The sequence below is a fragment of the Nocardia sp. NPDC003999 genome (assembly GCF_053604885.1).
Window position 1 is genome coordinate 25,987 of the sequence record NZ_JBSGIB010000015.1, and the last position, 24,195, is coordinate 50,181.

Genomic DNA, 24,195 nt, shown 5'->3' on the forward strand with positions numbered 1-24,195 from the left:
AGTCAACTAGAAGTCCGCGCCGGGAGGCTCGCAATCACACTGTGTCGTCGCACACGGGCCCATTCGCGGCCGGGCTCGCGTCCGAGTGCCGCCGCGTACGCGACGAAGTCGCCGGCGGCGGTCGCTCGGACGCGAGTCACAAAATCATCCAGCGTGCTTCTGGATCAGGTCGCCGACCCGCGGCAGCGCCTCGATGACGTTCTTCTTCGCCGAGGAACGCATCGAGGAGTAGACCTTCTGCAGGGCAGGGCGGCTGGAGGACTCGGCCCGGGCGTCGGTGACGGCGAGCAACGCCTCGGCGACCTCATCGGACTTGGCGACGAGCAGATCGGCGAACTTGCCGGAGCCCGACGCCGTGTACTCCTGCCAGAACGGCTCCAGCTGCGCGACCAGTTTGGGCGCCAACGACTCCAGCGCATCGGGCACGATGGACGGGCTGATCTTCTTGACCGCCGCGTAGCCACCCTTCACAGCCAGGCCGGACGCACCACCCTTGTCCGACACCTCGGCGTCGAGAACCTCGACGGCATCGGCAAGGAAAGCCGGGCGCTTCGCGTCGTCGAGCAGGGATTCAGACAGTGCTGCAACCACTTTCAGGTTCCTCCGGATCGGTATCGATGAACGAGCGAGGGCAACTATACGTGCCCGCGCCAGCATTCACCCGGCTACGGCTGCCACGGTAGCAACTCGACCATCAGACCTTCGCAGTCCGCGAGGAGATCGCCCTGCTCATCGAGCAATTCGGCGGTGATAAAAGTTTTTCGCCCTTCGATCCGATCGACCCGTCCGCGAACCGTCAGTTCCGTCTCGAGCGGAGTGATCTTGCGGTAGTTGACGTGAAGATACGCGGTGCGGCTGATCGGCCGTCCGGCGTAATGCACGATCATGCCGAGCAGATCGTCGAACAGCAGCGGCAGCACACCGCCGTGCGCGGCGCCGTTGCCGCCGAGATGGAAGCGGCGGAACACACCCGTCATCTCGATGCCGTCCGGCCCCGCCTCGACCACCCGCCACGGCAACAGCAGAAGGCTTCCCCGCCCGGGCAATTCGACCGCGCGGCCCGCCGGCCCATGCAACTCGGGGGCGCGGTAGGGCTCGAGCAGGTCGATCAGCTCGCGGGCTTTGGCCTGCGCGGCCCCGAAGACATCGTCCGGCGCGTTCGCGCTCACCGCGAGATCCTGCAACGTCCGCATGGCTTCGATGAACCCGCCGAAGTTCGGCCCGACCTTCGCGGGTGTGACCTTCGGAAACCCGCCGTGCTTCTCGTACCGGGATCCGTCCACCGCGCTCCGGTCTATAACCGGTTTCACTCGCTCGCTCATACTTGCACGGTAACGCGTAGTTTTACACCGTCAAATCGAAGTCCGGCCAACCCCGCGCGAATGCCCGGGTTCGCGGGGCCACGACCGCACCGCTCGCCTCCGCCGCCGCTGGATCGCAAGTCCGGGTCGTCGACGCTTCCCGGGCCCGACCACGACTTTCAGGCGAAGCGAGACCTAGCATTGCCCGGTGACGTTCAATCCGAAGCTGTGGCGCCCCGTTCCGGGATTCGAGAACCTGACCGACATCACCTATCACCGGCACATCGAGCAGGGCACCGTGCGTGTCGCGTTCGACCGGCCGGAGGTGCGCAACGCGTTCCGCCCGCACACGGTCGACGAACTCTACCGGGCGCTCGACCACGCGCGGATGACTCCGGACGTCGGCGCGGTGCTGCTCACCGGCAACGGGCCCAGCCCCAAGGACGGCGGTTGGGCCTTCTGCTCCGGGGGTGACCAGCGCATCCGCGGTCGCAGCGGATACCAGTACGCCAGCGGCGAGACGGCCGACACGGTCGACCAGGCCCGCGCGGGCCGCCTGCACATCCTGGAGGTGCAGCGGTTGATCCGTTTCATGCCGAAGGTGGTGATCGCGCTGGTGAACGGCTGGGCCGCGGGCGGAGGTCACAGCCTGCACGTGGTCTGCGATCTGACCTTGGCCAGCCGCGAGCACGCCCGGTTCAAGCAGACCGACGCCGACGTGGGCAGCTTCGACGGCGGCTACGGTAGCGCGTACCTGGCCAAGATGGTCGGCCAGAAGTTCGCCCGCGAGATCTTCTTCCTGGGCCGCCCCTACACCGCCGAGGAGATGCACCAGATGGGCGCGGTGAACAAGGTCGTCGACCACGCGGAGCTGGAGGACGTCGCGCTGGAGTGGACCGCCGACATCAACGGCAAGTCCCCGCAGGCGCAGCGCATGCTGAAGTACGCGTTCAATTTGCTGGACGACGGACTGGTGGGCCAGCAACTTTTCGCGGGCGAGGCGACCAGGATGGCCTACATGACCGACGAAGCCGTCGAGGGCCGCGACGCGTTCCTGCAGAAACGCAAGCCGGACTGGACCCCGTACCCCTGGTACTTCTGACATGGACATCCTCAGCAGCCGGATCATCCTGCGGCCCGCCGACTACCAGGCCACGCTCGCGTTCTACCGGGACGGGCTGGAACTGGCCATCGCGCGGGAGTATCCGGGCGGCACGGTCTTCTTCGCGGGACAGTCGCTGATCGAGGTGGCCGCGCACGGCGGGTCCGGAGAATCGTCGTCGTTCGAGGGCGCGATCTGGCTCCAGGTGCGCGACCTCTCCGCCGCCGCCGTCGAACTGGCGCTGAAGGGCATCGCGATCGATCGCGCCCCGGTCGAGGAGCCGTGGGGTCTGCACGAGATGTGGATACGCGATCCGGACGGTGTGCCGATCGTTCTGGTGGAGGTTCCGCCTGCCCATCCGATCCGGCGGGATTCCCGCTGGCAGGCGTCGTAGCAACGGTTCCATTCGGTAGTTCGGCGGGCCGCACCGAGTTGCCAACGCGCCGACCGGCGAGGACGATAACGCTCGGATGGCCACCCGACCGCCGACGTCCGGGCCGGCTGTGTCCGTGTCCCGTCCGACGAGTGAATCGCAGTCTCGATGCCTGTCCCACTTGAGCCCCGATCCGACCGGATGGCCGCGCTACGGGCGCGCCACTCCGGCATACCGACCCGTTCCGCACGCGGCGGCGCGGGCATGACACGATCCCTACCGTGAGGGAGTGCAGCGAGCGAGCCATGGGCACAGCGGCTCTGGGCACCACCGAGCCGGGCGAGCGGCGAGGCATGGCATGACCAAGAAACTGCGTACCTTGCCGATGCCGACCGGGTCCGGTCTCGGCGACGTCATGCCCCACCTACGGGAGGCGCTGGAAGGTAACGGGGCCGCCTGGCTCCCCATTCCCACCAGCGATCGGCGCGAGGCGAGGCGCCTGAGCGACGCTTTGTCGCCGGGCGAGCCGATCGACGAGGACATCGCTCTGGTGGTGACCACCTCGGGCACCACGGGCATACCGAAGGGCGCGATGCTCAGCTCGTCGGCCCTGCGCGCCAGCGGCACCGCTACCCACGACCGGCTCGGCGGCCCCGGCAACTGGTTGCTGGCCCTGCCGACCCATCACATCGCCGGTATCCAGGTGCTGTTGCGCAGCATCCTGGCGGGGACCGAACCCACCGTGCTCGACGTGTCCGGCGGATTCCTGCCCGAGGCCTTGGCGGGCGCCATCTCGGGTATGCGCGGGGAGCGGCGCTACACGGCCCTGGTGCCGACCCAGCTGATCAAAGCGTTGGAGTCGCCGGTCGCCGCCACCGCGCTGGCCGAGCTCGACGGTGTGCTGGTGGGCGGCGCGGCCACTCCGCTGCCGGTCTACGAGCGCGCACGCGCCGCGGGCATCACCGTGGTGCGCACCTACGGCATGAGCGAGACCTGCGGCGGCTGCGTGTACGACGGCGTGCCGCTGGAGGGCACGAAGGTCCGTATCGAAGAGGGCCGGGTGGTGCTGGGCGGCGCGATGATCGCCTCCGGCTACCGCAATCAGCCCGACCATCCCGCCTTCGCCGAGCCGGGCTGGTTCCGCACCGAGGACGCGGGCACCTTCGACAACGGCGTCTTGAGCATCACCGGGCGGCTGGACGAGGCGATCACGACCGGCGGCCTGCTGGTGATCCCGCAGGTGGTCGAGGCCGTGCTGATCAACCACCCGGCCATCAGCGAGGTGGTCGTCCTCGGCTTGCCCGACGAACGGCTCGGCCAGCGCGTCGCGGTCGCGGTGATCCCCGCCCCAGGCGCCACCCCCAGCCTCCCCGAGCTGCGCGAATACGTCTCCGCCGAACTGGACTCCATCGCGGCCCCCCGCGAACTGGCCGTCCTCGACGAATTCCCGCTCCGCGGCCCCGGCAAGCCCGACCGCGCCAAGCTCCGCGAATACCTCTTGGCCGAGTCGACCCGCTAGCGGATCGCCGGGCAGCGCACGCGTCCGGCGAAGCTCTCTCGTCCATGGCTAGGTGCGCAAGTGGCGGCTCAGATCGCCCGTCAGGTGAATATGAACCCGGCGCTCCACGAATCGCCACTGCCCGTCGACGCGTTCGAAGCGGTCGTGGTAGCGGCCTGCCGCCACGGGTTGTAAGGGAAAGTCCGGGAGAGCCTGGAAGACGGTGACGTCTCGACGCCTTCCCGGCCCCTGATCGTCGTACCGCTGCCGACGAAGACGCCGTCGGCGAACAGCGCGCCGACACCGGCGAAATCCCCGGCGTCGACCAGTTCCGCGTACTTCATGATCAGGTTCGTCACGGCAGTCGTATCACCGGCTGTGCTCACATTCGTGAGGGTAGCGCCGGAAACCAAGCCAGCGCCGTGCAAGAGCCGTGCAAGTCGAGGCATCCACAGTTGTCCACATGACTTCTTTCGCACCAACTTCAGCGCTCGCCGTCGAGGCGGACGGCCTGGTCAAGGTGTTCGGGGAACAGCGGGCCGTCGACGGCGTGAGCCTGGCGGTGCCGCAGGGCTCGGTGTACGGCGTGCTCGGACCGAACGGCGCAGGCAAGACCACGACCATCCGGATGCTCGCGACCCTGTTGCGACCGGACGGCGGCAGCGGACGCATCTTCGGCCACGACGTGGTCGCCGAGCCGACGGCCGTCCGCTCGCTCATCGGCGTCACGGGACAGTACGCCTCGGTCGACGAGGACCTGAGCGCCACCGAGAACCTGATCGTCTTCTCCCGACTGCTCGGCCTGAGTCGCGTCGACGCCCGGCGCAAGGCGGCCGAGCTGCTGGAGGAATTCGACCTCACCGAGGCGGCGAACAAGCCGCTGCGGCACTTCTCCGGCGGTATGCGACGCCGCCTCGACCTGGCGGCCAGTCTCATCGCGACGCCGCCGCTGCTGTTCCTCGACGAACCGACCACCGGGCTCGACCCGCGCACCCGCGCCCAGATGTGGGAGACCATCCGCCGCCTCGTCCGCGAAGGCGCGACGGTGCTGCTCACCACCCAATACCTGGACGAGGCCGACCAACTGGCCGACCGCATCGCGGTGATCGACCGCGGCAAGGTGATCGCCGACGGCACGGCCGACGAACTGAAGGCCTCCGTCGGCGGTTCGTCGCTGCATCTGACGCTGGTCGATCGCGGCCAGCTCGACGAGGCGCGCCGCATCGTCGGCGATTTCCTCGGGGTCGAAGCGCAGATCACCCCGGAGGCCGGGCGGCTCACCGCGCCGTTGACCGACGCCGGAGTCACCGCCGATCTGCTGATCCGCCTGCGCGAGTGGGAGATCGGCATCGATGAGATCACCGTGACCAAGCCGAGCCTGGACGAGGTCTTCCTCACCATCACCGGCCACCCGGCCGAGGACACCACCGACGATTCCGCGAAAAGCGCGGCATGAGCGTCCGGACCGCAGGCAGCAGCCTGCGTGACCACGCCGGATCCCGCGCACGCAGAGAAGGAACACGACCATGACCACCATCACCGCGACCGAGACGCGCCGAACGGCGCCGACGAAGATCCCCGAAGTGAGCAACCACGTTCCGCTCGTCCAAGCGGCGGCGAACTCGTTCACCATGGCCTACCGCGGCCTGCTGAAGATCAAGCACAAGCCCGAGCAGCTGTTCGACGTGACGATCCAGCCGATCCTGTTCACCGCCCTGTTCGCCTACATCTTCGGCGGCGCCATCGGCGGCAGCGTGCAGGACTACCTGCCGGTCCTGATTCCCGGCATCCTGGTGCAGACCGTGGTGCTCACCTCGGTCGTCACCGGCACCCAGTTGCGCGAGGACATGGACAAGGGCGTCTTCGACCGGTTCAAATCCCTCCCGATCGCCCGCGTCTCGGCGCTGGCCGGCGCTCTGCTGGCGGATATGGTGCGCTACGCCCTCGCCACCGTGCTCACCATCGTCGTCGGCGTCGCCATCGGTTATCGCCCGGAGGGCGGTGTGCTCGGGGTCGTCGCGGCGGGTCTGGTCATCGTCTTCTGCTCGTTCGCGATCAGCTGGATCTGGGCGCTGGTCGGGGTCACCGGCAAGAGCGCGGCGGGCGTGCAGGGCATCTCGATGATGATCATGTTCCCGCTGACCTTCATGTCCGGCGCCTTCGCGCTGGTGAGCACGATGCCGGGCTGGATGCAGGGCCTCAATCACGTGAACCCGGTGTATTACATGGTGAACACGTGCCGCGGGTTGATGAACGGCGCCGCCTTCGGCAGCGATCTGGCTTGGTCGCTCATCGGCTCGCTGGTCGTCATCGCGATCTTCGCCCCGCTCACGGTCAAGGCGTACATGCGCCGCGCGTGACCGATCACCGCACCACAGCGGGCCGGGTGACATCGTCACCCGGCCCGCTTTCGCTGTGCTGCCGCGCACGACGGTTCGATTCCTCGCGCAAACCAGATCACCGCCGTCGACTGATCAGCGAGCGTCGACCAGTCCTTGCAGCAATTCCATGATGCGATCCGCGGACCTGTTCCGGCGCAGGTGGCCGAGGCGGCGGCGGGCTTCGGCGACCGGGCCGGGACCGAGCTTCGCGGTCGCCGCGTCCAAGTGCCGTTGCCACCGCATCGAGGGAAAGTCCTGTCGGCAGACGACGTTCGGGGCCAGGATGAGCAAGTCGAGCCCCACCGTGACCTCGCGGTCGACGGCGATGAGATACGAGCCGATCGCGCAGGCGACGCCGCCGATCTGCGGCAGGTCGCGGTACTGGGTCATGGTCGGCAGAGCCGTCTCGGCAAGCTGCGTGTGCAGAGTCGCGTCCGGGTCGGCAGCGCCGTTTATCACCTGCGCGGCGAGCGCCGCCGCGGCCAGCATCAGGGCGCCGGGCCCGGGGCCGAGCGCGTTGTCCGGCCAGCCGAACAGTTCCAGCGCGCGTTCGTAGCGAGTGAACCCGCCCGCGGTGTCACCTTCCGCGAACGCCAACTCCGCCGAGCTCTGCATCACGGTGGACAGCAGCCGGTTCTGTCCGAGGGACGAGTTGTCCAAGTCCGGCGTGCCGAACGCGAGATCGAGTTCCCGCCGCGCCTGCTCCAGCTCGCCGATTCCGACCAGTGAAGCCACCAGCAGGCTGCGGATCTCCACCGTGTCCTCGTAGGCGCCGAGCCGCTGCAACACCTCGAGCGCGCGGCGGTAATAGGTCACCGACTGGTCGTAGCGGGCGATCTGTCCACAGACCTGTCCGAGGTGCCTGCTCACCATGGCCACGCTCCAGACGTTCTCGCGCCCGAGCACCTCCAGCGCCTTGATCGCATCGATGGTGGAGCCGCGCACATCGCCGAGGTTCTCCCGGATGTTGGCTCGCAACAACAGCGCCGAACCCCTGGTCTCCGGATCTGCCGAACGCGCCGCCTCGGCGAGGAGCCTGCTGAAGCCGCGTCCGTCGGCCCTGGTGAGCACGACCCGGGCGATGAATCGGCTGTTCTCGGTGAGTTCGACGGGAAGATGAAGCAATCGGCGCACGCGCCTGCGGAGCACGGCGATCTCCCTGGCGCTGCCGTTGGTGTAAGCGAGATGCAGGAACGTCATCTGGTAGGTGACGAGCACCAGATCCGGACGCGGACCTTCCGGCCCGAAGTCGGCCGGCTCCAATTCGATGACCCGCTGAGCCCAGGCGATCACTTCCAGGTGCGATCCCCGGATGATCCACAGCGTGGCGACGACCGGGAACACCGTGTAGGCCGTCGCGGCATCCCGCCTTTCGATCGCGCAACGCAGCGCGGCGAGCAAGTTGTCCACCTCCGCCGCCACGGAGAGCGCGAGGTGGAACTGATCGCCGGTCATATACCGGCTCGCCACGTCATCGGCGTAGTCCTTGGCCCACCGCATCATCCGGGTATCGACCGATTCCGGCTCTCCCGCCGCGGCGGCCAGCTGCTCTTCACCGTATTCCCGCACCGTCTCCAACATCCGGTAGCGGGTGCCGAGCACTTCGTCGTCCAGGACGGTGAGCAGCGATTGGTTGACCAGGCCGTCGACGGCCGCGGCGACATCGACCACGTCGGCTCCGCCCGCGACCGCCTCGGCCGCCGACAGCGTGAAACCCGCGGGAAATCGGCACAACCGGCGCAACGTGGCTTGCTGTTCGGTGTCGAGCAGGTTCCAGCTCCAGTCGATCACCGCGTGCAGCGTGCGATGCCGTTCGGGCGAACTGCGATCGCCGTGGCGCAGCAGCGCGAACCGATCGGCCAGCCGCTCGTTGATCTCCTCGACGCTCATCACGCGCACGCGGGCCGCCGCCAGTTCGATGGCCAGCGGCAGCCCGTCGAGGGTGTGGCACAACTGGGCGACCACGTCCGGATCCAGCCGGACGCCGGGCCGCACCGCCCTGGCGCGCGCGGCGAACAGCTCGGTGGCGGGCGAGCCCGCCGGATCGATGGTCAGCGGCGGCAAAGGATAGACCGTCTCGGCGGTGATGGTCAGCGGCGAACGGCTCGTGGTGAGCACGGTCAGCCTCGGTGCGACGCCGATCAGATCGGCGACCACCACGGCGACGGCGTCGATCAGATGCTCGCAGTTGTCCAGGATCAGCAGCATCGAGCGCGCCGACACCGCGTCGTGCAGCCGCCCGCGCAGATCGACGATCTGCCCGGAACGCAGCGTGGCCGCGTCGAAGGTGACCTCGCTGAGCCCGAGTACCGCGGCGATCGCCGCCTCGATCTCGACCCTGGCTTCGTCGCCTTCGGCGCGCACCGACGCCAGCTCGACCAGCGCCACCGGACAGGTGGCCGCCGCCTGCCAACCGATCTCGTTGGCGACCCTGGTCTTGCCCGCACCGCCGGGGCCGAGCACGGTCACCACCCGGGCATCGCGGAGCAGCTCGATCAGCTCGGTGATATCGGCGGCCCGGCCGAGCAGTGCGTTGGGCGCGGCACGCAGGCCGATCGCGGCGAGGTGCGGTGTCGGTACGTCAGCGGCCGAGGGTGTCGCCTCGGCCGCGAGCCCGCTTCGGGAACCGCCGTCTTCGCTCGCCGCGCTGCCCGAGCGCGGCAGCGCGACGCGGCCTATCCGCTCCCCACGCAGGATCGCCGTATGCATCTCGGTGAGCGCGGGCCCCGGGTCCGTGCCGAGTTCCTCGGCCAGCCGGGAGCGGAAAGCGGCGAACGATTCCACCGCCTCGTTGGGCCGCCCCGCCGCCGCCAACAGGCGCATCAGGGTCTGCTGCGCGGGCTCGTCCAGCGGTTCCGCGGCGGCGCGCAGCCGAGCGAGACGCAAGGCTCCATCGACGTCGCCGCCGTCCTCGCGTGCGGCGAGTTCGAGTTCGTCCAGTTCGGCCAGACGCCGCCCGGCCGCTGCGCGAAGCTCGTCGGCGAGGTCGCCCGGCGGCAGATCCGCACCGGGATCCCCGCGCCACAGCCCCCGCGCCCGGGTGATTTCCGCCAGGCACCCCGGAAGGTCTCCCGCCGCGCGCAGCCCGTGCGCCCGCGCCACGCGCTCGCCCACCGAGGACAAGTCGACCTGATCGGCGCCGAGGGTCAACCGATAGCCCGCAGGGCCGATTTCCAGCGCGCCCTCCGGCAGCGCCGAACGCAACCGGGAAACCTGGGTGTGTAGCGCGTTCATCGGCGAGCGCGGCGGCTGCTCGCCCCAGACCTCCTCGATCAGGGCCTGCGCGCCGCGGCTGCGACCCGGCCGCAGGGCCAGGGCGGTGAGCAGCAGCCGGGAGCGCGCACCGGGCAGCGGCGTCAGCGTGCCGTCGCGGCGCAGCGCGACCTCGCCCAGCAAGGCCACCACGACCGATTCGCCTGCGGGCGTCGTCACTGCTCGACTGTGGCCGTGCGGGCCGCTGTGCTCCGGAAACATCCCGCGGTCATCGTAGGCGAGCAGACCCGAGAAGCTCGACACGAATTCTTTGCCGCGACTGCGAGCGGTCGGTCGCATAGTGTGACCCCCATGGCTGAGTTCGAGGTGGTCCGATCGGCCGTGATCACGGCCGACCCCGCGCGCGTGCACGGGCTGATCAACGATTTCCACAAGTGGGTCGAGTGGTCGCCGTGGGAGGACCTCGACCCGCAGCTCCAGCGCAGTTACTCCGGCGCGGAATCCGGCGTCGGCGCGCGCTACGCCTGGAGCGGCAACCGTAAGGCAGGTGCGGGCAGCATGGAGATCGTCGGCAGCGCCGAGCGCGAGATCGGCGTGCGCCTGGAGTTCATGAAGCCCATGAAGGCCACCAACATGGTGACCTTCATCCTGGACCCGGTCGAGACCGGCACCGAAGTGACCTGGCGGATGACCGGCCGGCAGACCGGGCTGATGGCCGTCATCGGCAAGCTCATCCCGATGGACAAGTTCGTCGGCCGGGATTTCGAGAAGGGACTCGCGCGGATGCAGGAGGCGGTGACGGCCGAAACGGCCTGATCGCCGCGCGCGGGCTGAGGACGGACTGCGTCCGACTGCGCCGATTATGCGGAACCTCCGCCTTCGCTGCGGCCATGCGCGAGCTGAGGACGGACTCCGTCCGACTCTGCCGATTATGCTGCGAACATGGCTACTGCAGCGCAATGGATCGAGGGCGCGCGACCCCGTACCCTGCCGAACGCGATCGCCCCGGTGCTCGCCGGGACCGGCGCCGCCGCGTCGATCGATGGTGCGGTGTGGTGGAAAGCGATTCTCGCGCTGTTCGTTTCGCTGGCGCTGATCATCGGCGTGAACTTCGCCAACGACTACTCCGACGGCATCCGCGGCACCGATGACGTCCGGGTCGGCCCGCTGCGCCTGGTCGGGCAGAAATTGGCCTCGCCCACCGCGGTGAAGACCGCCGCGATCGTCAGCTTGGTCGTCGGGGCCGTCTTCGGCCTGGTGCTGGTGCTCACCAGCGCCTGGTGGCTGCTGCTCGTCGGCGCGGCCTGCCTGGCCGGCGCCTGGTACTACACCGGCGGCAGCAAGCCCTACGGCTACAGCGGATTCGGTGAAGTGGCGGTGTTCGTCTTCTTCGGCCTGATCGCCGTGCTCGGCACCCAGTTCGTGCAGGCGGGCCGGATCGACTGGGTCGGTGCGCTGCTGGCGATCGCGGTGGGCGCGTTCTCCAGCGCCGTGCTCGTCGCGAACAACCTGCGTGACATCCCCACCGACACCGGGTCCGGAAAGGTCACACTCGCGGTCAAACTCGGCGATCCGCGCACCCGCACGCTGCACCTGGCCCTGCTCACCGTCCCGTTCCTCGTGACGTTGGCGCTGGTGGCCCGCACGCCATGGGCACTGGCCGGGCTGCTCGCGATACCGCTCGCCGTCCGCGCCAACGCGCCGGTGCGCGGCGGCAAGGGCGGGCTGGAACTGATTCCCGCGCTGCGGGATTCCGGCCTGGCGCTGCTGGTCTGGTCGGCGGTCACCGCGCTGGCGGTCGGGCTGGGTTAGCGCGGCCCTCGCGGTCGCGGATCGCGCCGACCAGGTGGACTCGATGGCGCGATGCGCGATCGAGCGTCGTCCGTTCGCGGCGGCGCGGACTAATCCTCGTCCGGAACCAGGATGCCGAGCACCCAGTTCACCAGCGAGACGATGATGCCGCCGAACACCGCGGCCCAGAAGCCCTCGACGCGCAGGCCGTAATGGCTGAATGCTCCGGTGATCTCGGCGGTCAGCCACAGCATGAGCGCGTTGATCAGAAGCAGGAACAGGCCGAGCGTCACGATCACCAGCGGTAGCGACAGCAGTTTCACTATCGGCTTGACCAGGGCGTTCACCGCCGTGAACACCGCGGCCACCGCGAGGACCACACCGATCTTGGCGCCGTTGCCGCCTTCCGGAGCGAGAATGTCGATCTTGTCGACCCAGACGGCGGCCAGCCAGATGGCCACCGCGTTGATGATCAACCGAATCACGAGCTGCATGGCCCAATGCTAGGCGTCGGAGGCGGACACACGCCGCTGGAAAACACGAACTCCCGCAGCGCATGTCCGCCTGCTCAAGCCGCACGGTCGAGCAGGGCGTGCACCTTGGGCCGCAATTCACCGATCGCGTCGGAGCCGCCGAGCAGGCGCACCGTCGTCTGGTTCGGGGCGCGCAGGATGCCGAGCAGCATGTGCCCCGACTCGATGGTCTTGTCCTTGCGACCGAGCGCCTCACGCAGGGAGAGCTCGAGCACCTTCTTCGCTTCCTTCGTGAACGGAATGTGCCCGTAGTACCCACCGCGGCTCCACGGGAACGGCCCACGGCGCGGGTCCGGCGCGGCGCGGTCGAGCGCGTCCTCGCCGAAATGCGTGTCCAGCGACTCCCGGACGGCGTCCAGATCAATGCCGATGGAGCGCAAGGCCTCGGCGTCCTCGGGGCCGAGCGGTATCCCGTTGCCCTGCTCGGCGAGCGCGCTGCGCACGCCGTCGCGAGTGAGTCCCGCGTCCGCGAGCAACGCTGCCAATTCCGGCTCGGCATGCGCGAGCACACCGAGCAATACGTGCTCCACCTCGATATTCGACGCGTGGAGTTCGCGCGCGTCCTCCTGGGCGACGATGATCGCCGTGCGCGCAGACCTGCTGAACCGCTCGAACATCAGCGGATCCTGCCTTTCCGGTTGTACTTCTGGTGGACTGCTTGCCTGCTGACCTCGAGCGCCTCCGCGATCGCTTGCCACGACCAGCCCTGAGCACGGGCGTTGGCCACCTGGATCGCCTCGAGACGTTCGAGCAGCCTGCGTAGCGCGAGCACCGCGCGCAGCCCGACCTTCGGATCGGGGCTGCCCGCGGCCGCCGCGAGTGTGGTTGCTTCCGTCATGACGTCAATTTTGATTGACACATGCTCGCGATGTCAACAAAAATTGACAACCGCGGGCGCGATTCGACCCCGTTCCGCCTCAGGCGAACAAAACCCCTGGCCGGGGCACGAACCGATCAGGCGTCCCAGATTCCGGTCGCCACGAACTTCTCCAGGACAGCGGTGGGCTCCGCGAGCTCCAGCCCCTGGGACGCCACCCACGCGTCGTCGAAATACGTTCCGGCATAGCGATCCCCGCCGTCACACAGCAGGGTGACGACACTGCCGCCGCGCCCTTCGGAGAGCATCTCGGCGATCAAGGCGAAAACGCCCCACAGGTTGGTGCCGGTGGAGCCGCCGACCCGGCGGCCGAGCCGCACGCTCGCGAACCGGGCCGCAGCGATAGACGCCGCGTCGGGCACCTCGAACATGCGGTCCACGATCTGGCCGACGAACGAGGGTTCCACGCGGGGGCGGCCGATGCCTTCGATCCGGGAGGGCATTCCGGTCTGGTAACCCGCATCGCCCGTCTCGTAGCCGCCGTAGAAGGCGGAATTCTCCGGATCGACCACGGCCAGCTTGGTCGCATGCCTGCGATACCGGATGTAGCGGCCGATCGTGGCGCTGGTGCCGCCCGTGCCCGCGCCGACCACGATCCACTCCGGCACCGGATTGGTCTCCAACGCCATCTGCTGGAAGATCGACTCGGCGATGTTGTTGTTGCCGCGCCAGTCGGTCGCGCGCTCGGCGTGGGTGAACTGGTCCATGTAGTGACCGCCGCACTCGGCCGCCAGCCGCGCCGCCTCGGTGTACATGTCCGGCGGGCGTTGCACGAAATGACAGCGCCCGCCCTGCGCCTCGATGAGCGCGATCTTCTGCGGAGAGGTGCTCGCGGGCATCACCGCGACGAAGTCCAAGCCGAGCAGTTTCGCGAAATAGGCCTCGCTGACCGCCGTCGAACCCGAGGACGCCTCCACCACGGTCGTCCCCTCGCCGACCCAGCCGTTGCAGATCGCGTACAGGAACAGCGAGCGAGCCAGGCGGTGCTTGAGGCTGCCGGTGATGTGGGTGGACTCGTCCTTGAGATAAAGCTGGATGTTCCACTCGGCGGGCAGCGGGTAGCGCAGCAAGTGGGTGTCCGCGCTGCGCTGGGTGTCGGCGTCGATCAACCGCACCGCGTTGTCGACCCAGTCGCGCGGAGCGGTGTGATCGCAGGACTTCACGAAGAAGTCCCGGACTCCGGCGGAGCGGGCGGCTCGTCGCCGCGCAACCGCGCCCGTAGCTCGGCCTTGTCGCGGCGCCTGCGCTCGTCGACCAGGGCGATGTCCTCGTTCACCTTGGCCCGCAGCCGCTTGAACAGCACCAGCGACAGCGGCATCGCGATGATGAGCGCGAACAAGGCTGCGACCACGATGGGGATGTCCACCGACACCAGTCGCGCGGCCAGCACGATCAGCGCGGCGAGCACTACCACGAGACCCAACCTGGCGACGGTGTAAAGGGCCAGATTGCGGGCCAGACGACGACCAGCGCCAGCCGTTTGCTGTCCGGAAGCACCTTTTGGTGGATTCGCGTCACGCACATCCCTCAGCCTATGCGAAGCTGTTGCCCGCCCCCGGTGCACGCCCAACAGCCGGGGGTGGGGCGCGCATCCGTTTTGTCTATTACCTCCCCTTTACCAACTGTAGGTGGTTCGAGTACCTAGGGGTTTCAGTGCGACGATGGCGCCATCTGATGAGGGAACTGTCGAGAACGGAGAGGTTTGCTATGACTGCGATCACCGTCGGCGGCCAGGACACCCTGCTGACTCCGGGCCAGGTTGCTGCCCTGTTCCACGTCGACCCCAAGACCGTGACGCGCTGGGCTCACGCCGGGCGCCTCGGGTCGCTTCGCACACCGGGCGGACATCGCCGGTTCCGCGAATCGGAAGTACTCCAGCTGCTCAAGTCGCTGACCACCGAAGCGACCGCAGCACGCTGATCGCAGGGCGCGCGGACCTGTCGTGCTCGGGTCCGCGCTCGCCCGCAGACCATTTTCGCGTCTGCGGTGTGCTGGAGTCACGTCCGCGGCTACCCTCGTAATCAGGAGGTGAGCGACGTGACGTACCTGTTGGCACTCATCGCGGTGGTGGCAATAGCGGTGTTGTGCTGGAAGGCGTTCGGCCCCGAGCGGACTGGACCCACTGCCCCGCAATCGCGTTCACCACGGCGCAAGCGCGTCATCGGACCCGACGACGACCCGGAGTTCCTCTGGCGACTATCTCGCCAGCACCGTGACGGCGAGTCCGGTTCCGCCGAGCGTTGATCTTCGCAGTACCCGCGCGATAGCACGCGTCCAGCGGTATCCGGCGTTCGCGCGATTTCATCGCTCTGCCGTGGCGCCGTCCCGGCGGGGGCCGAACCTCCACCCTCGACGAACGCCACGACGATCGACAACCCGGTCCGGGTGCGGCAGGCGCGCTGCGGTGCGCCTGCCGCGTCCGATCCGCACCATCGATCAGGGTTCGCCGTTGACGACCGCCATCAGCGCGTCGGTGAACGGCTGTCCACCCTGAATGGCTCCGCCCGCGATCGCGCCGACGACCAGGCCGATCGGGCCGGTGATGATGCTGAAGAAGCCCAGGCCGATCAGAGCCCCGAGCAGTCCGCCGAGCAGCGCGCCGCCGACCACGCCGACCACGTTCTGGTTCAACTCGGCGATGAGACGGTTCATCGAGCTGATCGGCTGCATCTCGCCGATCTCCTTGGCGCCTGCCACCGGGGTGAGCGCGAGACGCCGTCCGCTGTCGCTGATTTCGTGCGCGACCGACAGCTTGCTGCCGGAAACCTGGAAGGTGAGCGGCACTTCGGCCACCACGGCCCCGGTATCGGAGGTCAGCTTGATCTTGGTGCCGTCGTCGGCCACCGCGAAGGTGCCGTGCTCGACGGCGGTCGAGATGGCTCCGGTCTCGCGTGAGACCGTGGTGTGGTAGTCGACCCCCTGCTCTACCCCGGTTGTCGTGATCTCACGCTCCGGTTCTACGGGTTTCGCGTTCGCGGCCCCCGCTGTGATGCCCACTGCGGCAACCGCGCCGAGCGTAATGGCGGCAATAGTGCCGAACTTCATTCTGGAATTCCTTCTCACCGAGACACCGGCTCCGGAGGCCGGATGGCGTGTGACTGTACAGCGCCCGTGACTAGTTTCCAGACTTGGCGACCGGCACACCTGATCGCGAAGTTCGTTATCCGATCGTGATCACACCGGGCCCGGATACCGACACGTACGTGAATTCCCAGCGCGGATCGCTACGCCTGGGAAGGAAAACTCGACGCGGACGTGCCGCGTAGTGTAAGCATGGCGTGGTCTTCAATCCGCAAGATTCACAACTTCGGGTCGCTAGGTGGGTCGAAGGGTTCACAGCTCTGGAGGACGTACGTGTCGCGCCAACGTGTCCGCGCCGGTATCACCCTGGCCGCCTTCATGGTCGGGACCGGACTGGCGGCCACCATCGTGGTCGTCGCCGCGCTATCGATGTCCGGCCCCGCCGATGAGCCGGCCAAGGCCGCCGCTCAGAACGCCGCCGCGGCAACAACCTCGGCTCCCCCGCCGACCACCGAGGAGCCGCTGCCGACCACCACGGAAGCGCTGCCGACCACGTCGGCGATGCGCGGCGCGTCCAACAAGAGCGCCACCAGCATGCAGGTGAACATCGGCGACTGCGTACAGCTCGGCGGAGCAGGCGCGATCGACAAAACCGCTTGTGGCAGCCAGAACTCCGTCTACAAAGTCGTCGATAAGGCACCGGCGAACGCCACCTGCCCCACCGACGCCGACCACACCTACAACGAAACTTTGCACGGGGCGACACAGGCCGCGCTGTGCCTGGACATCGACTGGGTCGTCGGCGGCTGCATGGAACTGACACCCGGCAGCCCCAAGCGTCTCGACTGCGCCGCCCACACCCCTGGCGCGGTCCGGGTCATCGACATCAAGCAGAACACCGTCGACGTCAACGCGTGCGGGTCGGCCGACAGCGGAATCGTCTACCAGCAAAGGCATTTCGTGGTTTGCGTGGCGCGGCTGTAGGTGCCGTTACACCTCCGCGATACGGACTTTCCGCCCACGAGGGAGCCGCGACTTTGCGGCCGATTAACAGACATTCGAAGTCTTGTGTCCCTTAAGGCGAGGCTCGGAACGTTATTTGTTCTGCCGGTGGGGAATTCGCGTGCTGCCACTCGTGCGTTACAAGCGTCGTAAACCAGCGGCGATCTCACACAATTCGGGCCGCACAGTCTGAAACGTGCGCATTCAATTATTTTCGCGCAATCGCGCCAATAAAAACCCTAGTTTTCCGCGAAATACTCCAGGCGTGCGCTCGTCAGCCCACACCGTCGAGTGGCAGGCCCATGAGCACCGCGTCCCACAGCTCGCCGCTGCGGCGTCGGTAATGCCCGCGCAAGACGCCCTCGACCTCGAAACCCGCTCGGTCGTAGAGCGTCATCGCGCGCTGATTGTGCGGCCATACTTGCAGACTCACCTTGTGGGCGCCCCGATCCCGCGACCAACTGATGACTTGCTCCAGCAGCACCGGCCCGATGCCACGTCCCCGCCGATCCGCCGCGACCATCATGCCGAAGGTGGTGACGCCAGGTGTGCCGAAGTAGACCGTCGCCGTGCCCACGATGCCTCCGTCGATCTCCGTCACGAAGACACCGCGCTTCTCGTCGCCGAGATGCGCTCGGATCTGCCGTGCGGCGTCTTCCACGTCTAACGGCGCTTCGGCCCCGATCCATTTGCCCTCCGCTGCCACCGCGACGCGCAGTTGGACGATCCCGTCGACATCGGCTTCTTCAGCAACACGAGCCGTGGGGCCGGTCAGCGACCGCGGTCTCGCCGACGGGCGGCTCGGGGCGAGCCGCGCGTACATGAACATGTCGCGACGACTTTCGCCGACTTGCCGCCACCCGCGCAGCAGCCCCTCACGCCGGAATCCCGCCCGCTCGGCAGTCCGGATGGAGGCGGTGTTCCACGGTTCCACGTGGAGCTGCAGCCGGGCAACGGCCAGTTGCTCGAACGCCCAGTCCGCGACCGCCCGCAGCGCGTGTGCGGCCACCCCCTGCCCACGAGCGGACCGCACCAGCCAGTACCCGACCGATGCCCGGCCCTCTCCGAGATCCTTGGTCCAGACTCCGATACTGCCGAGCGGCTTACCGTCCGTCGCTCGCGCGATCACGAAGGGGTACCCGCTTCCGCTCCCGGGTCGTTCCCACTGCCGCTCGACGAACTCCGTCGCCGCTTCCTCGGTGTACATCGACGGCACAGTGGTGATCAACGGGATCGTGTCGTCGTCCGACGCTTCCCGAACCAGGTCGAGATCCGCAGACGACATCGACCAAGGTCGAAGAACCAGTTCGCCTGCCGCTGCGGTCAATTCCGGCACGCGGCGCATCCGGTCCGTTTCCGAGTTCTTCCCCACCAGACGATGATCACCGTCCGCGGCCCCGGGCGCTAGCGGGTTCGACCGTGCTGGTTCGAGACGAGCCTGACGAGAATCCCAAGGTCCCGTAGCCTCGGGCCATGAGCACAGATCTCGGGGAACGCTTGCGATCTGTTCGCAAGCGGAGCGGTCTGACGCAACGTGAACTCGCACAGAGTTCAGGGGTATCGCTATCTCTGATTCGCAAGATCGAACAGGGCGAGCGCGATGACACTCGCATACAGACACTTCGACGGCTGGCCGTCGCGATGAGCTGCCCGCTCTCGACTCTTCTCGGGCCCACCCCCCGCGGACCCGAGACCGAAAGCGGCGAACTCTGGCTTCCAACTCGGCGAGCTCTCGTGTCGAGCGCAGACGGACACGCGGTCGAAATGCCTACGGAGCGGAGCGTGAACGAGTCGCTTGTCGCAGCGGTGAAGCTCTACCACGACAACGAGTACGACGAATTGAGTCGGCAACTTCCCCGCTTGATACTCGATGGACGCGCCGCGTCGCCGCTCATGCGGTCCCGGATCCTGCAACTGGTCGGGTCGGTGCTGGTCCAGACTCGGCAACTCCAGCCAGCGAGAACCGCCCTCGAGCAGTCACTCCGGGATGCCGAATCGACCGGGAACGCGCTCGATTCCGCGTCGGCAGTGATCACTTTGTGTTGGCTGCTTCTTGTAGAACGGCAGTTCGAGCAGGTCCGCACCTTGGCCGTGTCGTGGGCTGACCGTGTCGAGCCGCGTCTGTCGGTCGCCACCACACGGGAGCTGTCGACCTGGGGGTGGTTGCTGTTGCGTGGCTCGGCCGCAGCGATACGCGACAACCGGCCAGACGAGGCGGACGAAATGATGCGCCTCGCGAACGCGGCAGCGGCAGCGGTCAAACGGGATTCGGGTAATTATCACCAGTACTGGACGACGTTCGGACCTGCCACGGTCGCCATGAAGCGGGTCGAGAATGCCATCGTGGACGACCGTCCCGACCTCGCGTTACGCCTGGCCCGCGACGTGCCGTCAGGGCTGCGCCCGACCTCCGACAACCGGAACAGGCATCTGCTCGATGTCGCCGCAGCACACATCGAACTTCGAAGCTATGACACCGCGTTCGATGTTCTGGTTCAGCTGTCCCGCGAGGCCCGCCCGTGGCTGATCGAACAACGGTCCGCCAAGGATTTGCTCGGCCGGATCATCACCAGACGGCGCACTCTGACACCTGAGATGCGAGATCTCGCTGATCTACTGCGACTGGAGTACTGAAGCTTCGGCTCTCGATGGCACTTTCGCCGGTCGGTCTGCCGAGAGTGCCATTGTCGACCACGTTCTCGGCCTGTGACGCTTTCTCCGCCCCCGACGCCGGGGTGAGCCGGCCGCTTCGAAATTCCGGCCGCACCAGTACAGCTATCACCGCTGGCGGGTGCTGTGCCCTCGGCGTCGGGTGCTTTCCAATCGGATTGCAGGGAGGCGCAGGGGATGGATGCGAGCAGTCGGCAGGGGTTGTATCGGGCGGGAGTGCCTGAGCTGGAGCGGATCGCGGCGTATCTGAAAGACGAGTCGACGCCGTTGCGCGGCTCGCTGACAGATACGCACGGCGCACTGGCCATCGGGATGCGGTGCGCGGCGGTCGCGGGGGCAGACGCCGTGAACGATCGAGCGACGATCGAGGCGCTCGCACGGCGGCACGGTTACACACTGGCCGCGATCTATGTGGTTGCGCCGCAGACGGTATCGCCGGTGGCGGCGGCGCGTGTGGTGGAAATGGTGCACGTCGCCCGCGCGAGTGCGGTGATAGTTCCGGGGATGACGCATCTGGGCGGCTCGGTTCCGGCCGACTTCACGCGAGTGTGCAGCGTGATCATGCCGGGACACGTGATGCTCGGCCGCACCCTGTACCCCACCCCGGCGCCGTCGGGGGACGCGGAGGCTCAGGCATGAGCGCGCCGGGCATCGAAGGCTTCGATCTGGCAACCCCATCCGGGCGGTGCGCGTACTACAAGATGATCTGTCAACTGCCTGCCGAGGTAGAACCCGAAGCACTCGGCCGAATCGTGGTGCGAGCAGGTTCGCTGGTGTGGGGTGTCTCGGTGCCGGAGCCGTTGGGGCGGGCAGCGACGGACCGGTTGCGCAGCGGCGGATACGGTCTCGGCCCGATCATTACGCACCCGCATTCCCTGACCTGGACATTCCTGGTGCGGCCTGATCTGCCCGACGAACCTCGAATCTTCGCGGGCCTGTTCCGGGATCGCGTGAAGGTGATCCGCGACGGCGGATTGATCGCCCTCCCTTCCCCGGCCGACAGCAACACCGCATACCGCGCATGGCTCGAGGTTCCCTGCGACACCTACCGGCCCTCAGGACGGCTGGTGGTGGATGCAGTGCAAGCATCCCTGCTAACACGCGCGGTCAGGACAGGCCGATGAACTCGCACGGCGAATCGATCACGCCGCCGATTCGCAGTCTCATGACCGGCCGCACCCAGTCCCCGCACCCAGAGGAACCCGACGTACACCTTTCGGTCTACCTGCACGACCAACGAATGGACTTCGCCGCATGCCTCACCGCCGCATTGGTATTCGTCCAGGACTGGAACGCCCGCCACCGCCCCGGCGCGGTAACCGTCCTACCCGGCGACCCCACCGGCCTCCCCCGCCTCCCGAACGAGCGGCTCTACCTCGAATGTTGATAAGGCCAGCCGGGTGCCCGTCGACACCGGAGAAGGGATCGAGTCACTCAAGGGAACCGATCGAGGGAACCAAAGTCGTGGCCGGTGCGTCAAAGCATGTTGAAAAGCAATGAAGTTGGCAGTCAGGACGGCGCGCTACCACCACCCGCTGGAGGCGATTGAGCCGTATCGGGCCGCTGACGCGCCATCACCGGGGAAGCAACGAAATTTCAGATAGGCACCGATCCGGTGCGACTACGTGGGGGTTGAGATGAAGATACGCACATTGATCGTCGCCGCAGCAGCGGTGTTCAGCCTGATCGGCGGGGCGGTCCAAAGCCCACTGGCTCATGCGTCATTCCCCTGGGGAGCGTGCGGAATCAGCTCGCCTGCGGACAAGGTCGTCACAACCTTCGGCGACTGGAAACTGCTGTGTGGAGACGAAGAATCAGGCTATCGACACATCCAGCAGAGACACATGAGCGAGTGGGAAGGCCTTGCAGGAATCGAAGGTCGCAATTGGAGGGACGTCGCCGACATGGCTATCGCCAAAGCTCACGACGCACCCGACTGGCATGGCTCGGTCGGGAGCGGCAAGTACTGTTACACGGGGCAGATCTATCTCGTCAACCGCACCACGGGAGCGATAGCCAAGACGGTTCAGCCCACCGTGATCGTGAACGAGAGAGGCAAGATCATCACCGCCTACCCAGGAGGAGCCTGTGGTGGAAAAGTCTGATCCGAATCTGGCTGAACTCACTGATTCGGTGATTCGTGCCGGTAACGAGTGGGGATACCAGATCGGCCGCGGCAGCGCAGGTCGGCTGCTACTCACGGCTGTAGGCGAATCACCGGTGGTTCCCCCCGTAGAGTTCCGCTTCACCGACCAGGAACTTCATGACTACTATTCGCGCCTCGCGGCGAAAGCTGGAACTCCCAATGGCGAGAGCACGCCGTGGAAGACGTGGATGGTTCTGATGTCGACTCACCTCAGCGAGGCCGTCTACAAGGCGGGGGTGCTCAACCAGCCATGCGCCATCGTGATCGATAGGGCTGGATTCTGGGCCGAACCGGCGTAGCCAGCGGATCGAGCTACCTCACGCATCACCGAGCAGGAACTCGATGGATCGCAACTCGTTCCATGCCGCCAGTTCCTCTGTCGTCAAAGCATACCGAGCGGCGAGCTCCCCGATCTCCTCTCGTGTCAGCCCTAGACGCCGCAGGGCCTCTCGATGGCGCGAACGAAGTCCTGCGGCCGTGCTGGGTTCAATCGTGACTGTCATCAGCGAAACACCGTCCTTGCTTCGTCGACCGTCTCCGCTCACTATGCCCACACCTCATTCTCTGATCAGATCGAAGAAACCCTTGGGATTACCGCGACAGCAGGCTCTATATGAGCGCACGAACGTGATTCCGGATGGGTGGGTGGAAACACTTCGTCGACCAAGGAGGTAACTCGGTGCCCGATCCAGACGCCGACGGCCGGTTCGATCTGCTGCTGTACCGCACGATTCCGTTGGTCCTCGCCCCGGCCGGTACTGCAGTCGGCCCCCGGGTGCGGGGAGTGGTACGCGCCAACTCCGGACATGCCCGGATCGTGCTGTCGCCGACCGCGACGATTGTCTCAGGAATCGCCGTGGATTACGAATTATCTTCCGGCACAGGCCTGCTCGATGTTCCTGGCGCTGTCGACCACGCCCGGTTCACCGTCGCGCCCGCTGTCACACAGCTACTGGCTGACCACGAGGACCAACCGCGTGACAGCCACGGCAACACCGTCCTCGCCGCGGCCGATACCGGGTTCGACTACACCGCCGAAGCCGATTCCGGTGACCAACGCCTGTTCAGTCTGTTCAGCCTCTTGGTCGGTGGCGGCCTGCCCTGGTTCGCCGACGACTACACGTTCGCAGGATTCCTGTACACCGACGCCGACACCTGCCGCATCTACATCCATGTCACCCGCACGGACCGCACCTACGGCATCGACCTGGCCGTCAGCGGCACCGACGGCCGCCCGACCGGATACGCCTACCTCGCCCAAGAACTGGCACCGCTGGTGCGTACCGGCGACCTCGCTCGACAGCCGGTTCTCGACGACACCGACGACTACTGCGACAGCGTCGTGGACCTGCGCGCCTGGATGGGACCGGCGGGGTCCGGAGCCTCCAGTACTGTCTGACCACTGAGTGTGAGCGGAATGGGCGAAGCATCACGGCTAAGGCCGCGTGGCCCTCGGCCGTGCCCCGGTCGAGTTCGTCCCGGACGATCTCCTTCGCCCGTTCCGCAAGGTCGGGTTCGGCGAAGGCGATGCCATCACTGTGGAACGTGCAGGTCCGGCCTCCTCCTGCACCAGGGCGATCGATGATCGATGATCGCGGCTGCCACCGTGATGGGGCGAGCCGACCTGACGTCAGAATTCGAGTTCGGTCCATGGGATAGCGATCGCGAACGGGCGGTCGAACTCGATACCGTCTCGGTTCTGGTGGGTCCATTCGGCCGCGAGGATGTAATTAGCGGCACGGAGCGGATGGACTCCGTCCGGGAGTTGCGCATGGCCGATGTCGAGACCGTAAGCGCGAACGGTGGCGATCGCGCTGACCTCACGGGCCAACGTCACCTCCCAGTACCAAGGGATGCCAGCGCTGGCGTACCGACCTTTCTTGGCTTCGATGTCCGTCTGCGTGTTGGACGGGGACAAGACTTCGCCGACCAGGAGGACATCGCCTCCCCGTACGTCCTGATAGGGCGATTCGAGACAGCGGTGAACGAGGAAGTCCGGGGTCAGGAAGTTGGACTTGCCGGTGCGTCCCAGGAAGACGTTGGTTTCGAAGTTGACGCGCCAGCAGTGTTCCGGCCGGTCCGCCATCGACTTTCGCGCACAGCGCTCGAGGGAGTTGGTCAGCCGACGGGTGAAGACCTGGTGTTCGCCGGGCCCGCGTCGTACCCAGACCACGCGACCGTCCCACAACTCGATCTGCTCCGCGATCTCCTCGGGGAGTCGCTCCAACTCCTCCCAGGTCATCGACTCAGGGAGGTCCGGCCGTTGGATGTGTGGCACCGACATGCC

The 24,195-nt window shown here is 67.1% G+C and carries 29 protein-coding genes; 17 read left to right on the forward strand and 12 right to left on the reverse strand.

The features are described 5' to 3' along the window. Positions 1–144: 144 nt before the first annotated feature. Both ACWESM_RS25530 and ACWESM_RS25535 read right to left on the reverse strand, forming a co-directional pair. Complete coding sequence (locus ACWESM_RS25530) at positions 145–591, reverse strand: DUF6918 family protein (protein ID WP_355072006.1); 447 nt, start codon at positions 589–591, stop codon at positions 145–147. A gap of 74 nt (positions 592–665) precedes the next feature. Next, the gene (locus ACWESM_RS25535; RefSeq protein WP_355072005.1) at positions 666–1,322 is read right to left on the reverse strand and encodes a PaaI family thioesterase; all 657 of its coding nucleotides are present in this window, start codon (positions 1,320–1,322) and stop codon (positions 666–668) included. 187 nt (positions 1,323–1,509) lie between these two features. Here ACWESM_RS25535 and ACWESM_RS25540 point away from each other — a divergent pair, with 187 nt between their 5' ends. From ACWESM_RS25540 to menE, 3 genes are all read left to right on the forward strand, one after another. Continuing rightward, positions 1,510–2,403 carry a 1,4-dihydroxy-2-naphthoyl-CoA synthase gene (locus tag ACWESM_RS25540; RefSeq protein ID WP_159841692.1) on the forward strand — a complete coding sequence of 298 codons (894 nt, stop codon included), beginning with the start codon at positions 1,510–1,512 and terminating at the stop codon, positions 2,401–2,403. Between the two features lies 1 nt (position 2,404). Then, the gene (locus ACWESM_RS25545; RefSeq protein WP_364424271.1) at positions 2,405–2,797 is read left to right on the forward strand and encodes a VOC family protein; all 393 of its coding nucleotides are present in this window, start codon (positions 2,405–2,407) and stop codon (positions 2,795–2,797) included. 337 nt (positions 2,798–3,134) lie between these two features. Further along, positions 3,135–4,295: an o-succinylbenzoate--CoA ligase gene (menE, locus tag ACWESM_RS25550; protein WP_355072003.1), complete on the forward strand. Its 1,161-nt coding sequence runs from the start codon at positions 3,135–3,137 to the stop codon at positions 4,293–4,295. A gap of 80 nt (positions 4,296–4,375) precedes the next feature. Here menE and ACWESM_RS25555 read toward each other — a convergent pair whose 3' ends face one another. Next, complete coding sequence (locus tag ACWESM_RS25555) at positions 4,376–4,660, reverse strand: nuclear transport factor 2 family protein (protein WP_397282071.1); 285 nt, start codon at positions 4,658–4,660, stop codon at positions 4,376–4,378. A 77-nt stretch (positions 4,661–4,737) separates the two neighbouring features. On the opposite strand from ACWESM_RS25555, the gene ACWESM_RS25560 reads away from it, so the two are divergent. Next, complete coding sequence (locus tag ACWESM_RS25560) at positions 4,738–5,730, forward strand: ATP-binding cassette domain-containing protein (protein ID WP_355072000.1); 993 nt, start codon at positions 4,738–4,740, stop codon at positions 5,728–5,730. 70 nt (positions 5,731–5,800) lie between these two features. Continuing rightward, on the forward strand, positions 5,801–6,634 hold the full coding sequence (locus tag ACWESM_RS25565) for an ABC transporter permease (protein WP_355071999.1): 834 nt from the start codon (positions 5,801–5,803) through the stop codon (positions 6,632–6,634). Between the two features lie 114 nt (positions 6,635–6,748). On the opposite strand, the gene ACWESM_RS25570 is transcribed toward ACWESM_RS25565, so the two are convergent. After that, on the reverse strand, positions 6,749–10,087 hold the full coding sequence (locus ACWESM_RS25570; protein ID WP_452493942.1) for an AfsR/SARP family transcriptional regulator: 3,339 nt from the start codon (positions 10,085–10,087) through the stop codon (positions 6,749–6,751). Between the two features lie 132 nt (positions 10,088–10,219). Between ACWESM_RS25570 and ACWESM_RS25575 the strand changes: the two genes are divergently transcribed. Further along, positions 10,220–10,684 (forward strand): SRPBCC family protein, encoded by a 465-nt coding sequence (locus ACWESM_RS25575; protein WP_355071996.1) that lies wholly within the window; start codon positions 10,220–10,222, stop codon positions 10,682–10,684. Between the two features lie 126 nt (positions 10,685–10,810). Beyond that, on the forward strand, positions 10,811–11,680 hold the full coding sequence (locus ACWESM_RS25580; RefSeq protein ID WP_356962547.1) for a 1,4-dihydroxy-2-naphthoate polyprenyltransferase: 870 nt from the start codon (positions 10,811–10,813) through the stop codon (positions 11,678–11,680). An 89-nt stretch (positions 11,681–11,769) separates the two neighbouring features. Here ACWESM_RS25580 and ACWESM_RS25585 read toward each other — a convergent pair whose 3' ends face one another. From ACWESM_RS25585 to ACWESM_RS25605, 5 genes are all read right to left on the reverse strand, one after another. After that, a complete protein-coding gene (locus tag ACWESM_RS25585) occupies positions 11,770–12,153 on the reverse strand; it encodes a phage holin family protein (RefSeq protein WP_355071993.1) in 384 nt (127 codons plus the stop codon). 74 nt (positions 12,154–12,227) lie between these two features. Further along, a complete protein-coding gene (locus ACWESM_RS25590) occupies positions 12,228–12,809 on the reverse strand; it encodes a Clp protease N-terminal domain-containing protein (protein WP_355071991.1) in 582 nt (193 codons plus the stop codon). Continuing rightward, a complete protein-coding gene (locus ACWESM_RS25595) occupies positions 12,809–13,030 on the reverse strand; it encodes a helix-turn-helix domain-containing protein (protein WP_039802098.1) in 222 nt (73 codons plus the stop codon). Before ACWESM_RS25595 ends, ACWESM_RS25590 begins: the two co-directional genes overlap by 1 nt. A gap of 116 nt (positions 13,031–13,146) precedes the next feature. Next, complete coding sequence (locus ACWESM_RS25600) at positions 13,147–14,232, reverse strand: L-cysteine desulfhydrase Cds1 (RefSeq protein WP_355071987.1); 1,086 nt, start codon at positions 14,230–14,232, stop codon at positions 13,147–13,149. Beyond that, positions 14,229–14,591 carry a DUF4229 domain-containing protein gene (locus ACWESM_RS25605; RefSeq protein WP_379253994.1) on the reverse strand — a complete coding sequence of 121 codons (363 nt, stop codon included), beginning with the start codon at positions 14,589–14,591 and terminating at the stop codon, positions 14,229–14,231. Before ACWESM_RS25605 ends, ACWESM_RS25600 begins: the two co-directional genes overlap by 4 nt. A gap of 185 nt (positions 14,592–14,776) precedes the next feature. Between ACWESM_RS25605 and ACWESM_RS25610 the strand changes: the two genes are divergently transcribed. Then, positions 14,777–14,989, forward strand: a complete 213-nt coding sequence (locus ACWESM_RS25610) for a BldC family transcriptional regulator (RefSeq protein ID WP_039802103.1) — start codon at positions 14,777–14,779, stop codon at positions 14,987–14,989. Between the two features lie 117 nt (positions 14,990–15,106). After that, the gene (locus ACWESM_RS25615) at positions 15,107–15,313 is read left to right on the forward strand and encodes a hypothetical protein (RefSeq protein ID WP_355071985.1); all 207 of its coding nucleotides are present in this window, start codon (positions 15,107–15,109) and stop codon (positions 15,311–15,313) included. Between the two features lie 192 nt (positions 15,314–15,505). Here ACWESM_RS25615 and ACWESM_RS25620 read toward each other — a convergent pair whose 3' ends face one another. Further along, positions 15,506–16,114 (reverse strand): hypothetical protein, encoded by a 609-nt coding sequence (locus tag ACWESM_RS25620; protein ID WP_356962556.1) that lies wholly within the window; start codon positions 16,112–16,114, stop codon positions 15,506–15,508. Between the two features lie 309 nt (positions 16,115–16,423). Here ACWESM_RS25620 and lppU point away from each other — a divergent pair, with 309 nt between their 5' ends. Then, positions 16,424–17,074, forward strand: a complete 651-nt coding sequence (gene lppU / locus ACWESM_RS25625) for an LppU family putative lipoprotein (protein WP_355071981.1) — start codon at positions 16,424–16,426, stop codon at positions 17,072–17,074. A 292-nt stretch (positions 17,075–17,366) separates the two neighbouring features. Here the strand turns inward: lppU and ACWESM_RS25630 are convergent, their stop codons facing one another. After that, positions 17,367–18,464 carry a GNAT family N-acetyltransferase gene (locus tag ACWESM_RS25630; protein WP_452493946.1) on the reverse strand — a complete coding sequence of 366 codons (1,098 nt, stop codon included), beginning with the start codon at positions 18,462–18,464 and terminating at the stop codon, positions 17,367–17,369. A gap of 101 nt (positions 18,465–18,565) precedes the next feature. Between ACWESM_RS25630 and ACWESM_RS25635 the strand changes: the two genes are divergently transcribed. The 7 genes from ACWESM_RS25635 (at position 18,566) to ACWESM_RS25665 (ending at position 23,307) form a co-directional block, all read left to right on the forward strand. Further along, the gene (locus ACWESM_RS25635) at positions 18,566–19,726 is read left to right on the forward strand and encodes a helix-turn-helix domain-containing protein (RefSeq protein ID WP_452493948.1); all 1,161 of its coding nucleotides are present in this window, start codon (positions 18,566–18,568) and stop codon (positions 19,724–19,726) included. A 213-nt stretch (positions 19,727–19,939) separates the two neighbouring features. Beyond that, on the forward strand, positions 19,940–20,401 hold the full coding sequence (locus tag ACWESM_RS25640; protein ID WP_452493949.1) for a hypothetical protein: 462 nt from the start codon (positions 19,940–19,942) through the stop codon (positions 20,399–20,401). Next, positions 20,398–20,886 (forward strand): DNA-directed RNA polymerase subunit beta, encoded by a 489-nt coding sequence (locus tag ACWESM_RS25645; protein WP_452493951.1) that lies wholly within the window; start codon positions 20,398–20,400, stop codon positions 20,884–20,886. The genes ACWESM_RS25640 and ACWESM_RS25645 overlap by 4 nt, the downstream gene beginning before the upstream one ends. Continuing rightward, positions 20,883–21,149, forward strand: a complete 267-nt coding sequence (locus tag ACWESM_RS25650) for a hypothetical protein (protein ID WP_364424286.1) — start codon at positions 20,883–20,885, stop codon at positions 21,147–21,149. Before ACWESM_RS25645 ends, ACWESM_RS25650 begins: the two co-directional genes overlap by 4 nt. A 250-nt stretch (positions 21,150–21,399) precedes the next feature. Next, entirely contained in the window at positions 21,400–21,867 is a 468-nt protein-coding gene (locus tag ACWESM_RS25655; protein ID WP_452493953.1) for a hypothetical protein, read from the forward strand. Continuing rightward, positions 21,854–22,207 carry a hypothetical protein gene (locus ACWESM_RS25660; RefSeq protein ID WP_355071971.1) on the forward strand — a complete coding sequence of 118 codons (354 nt, stop codon included), beginning with the start codon at positions 21,854–21,856 and terminating at the stop codon, positions 22,205–22,207. Before ACWESM_RS25655 ends, ACWESM_RS25660 begins: the two co-directional genes overlap by 14 nt. 380 nt (positions 22,208–22,587) lie before the next feature. Continuing rightward, on the forward strand, positions 22,588–23,307 hold the full coding sequence (locus ACWESM_RS25665; protein ID WP_364424290.1) for a hypothetical protein: 720 nt from the start codon (positions 22,588–22,590) through the stop codon (positions 23,305–23,307). A 231-nt stretch (positions 23,308–23,538) separates the two neighbouring features. Here ACWESM_RS25665 and ACWESM_RS25670 read toward each other — a convergent pair whose 3' ends face one another. Then, positions 23,539–24,192, reverse strand: coding sequence for a Uma2 family endonuclease (locus tag ACWESM_RS25670; protein WP_364424292.1), 654 nt, complete (start codon positions 24,190–24,192; stop codon positions 23,539–23,541). Between the last annotated feature and the right edge of the window lie 3 nt (positions 24,193–24,195).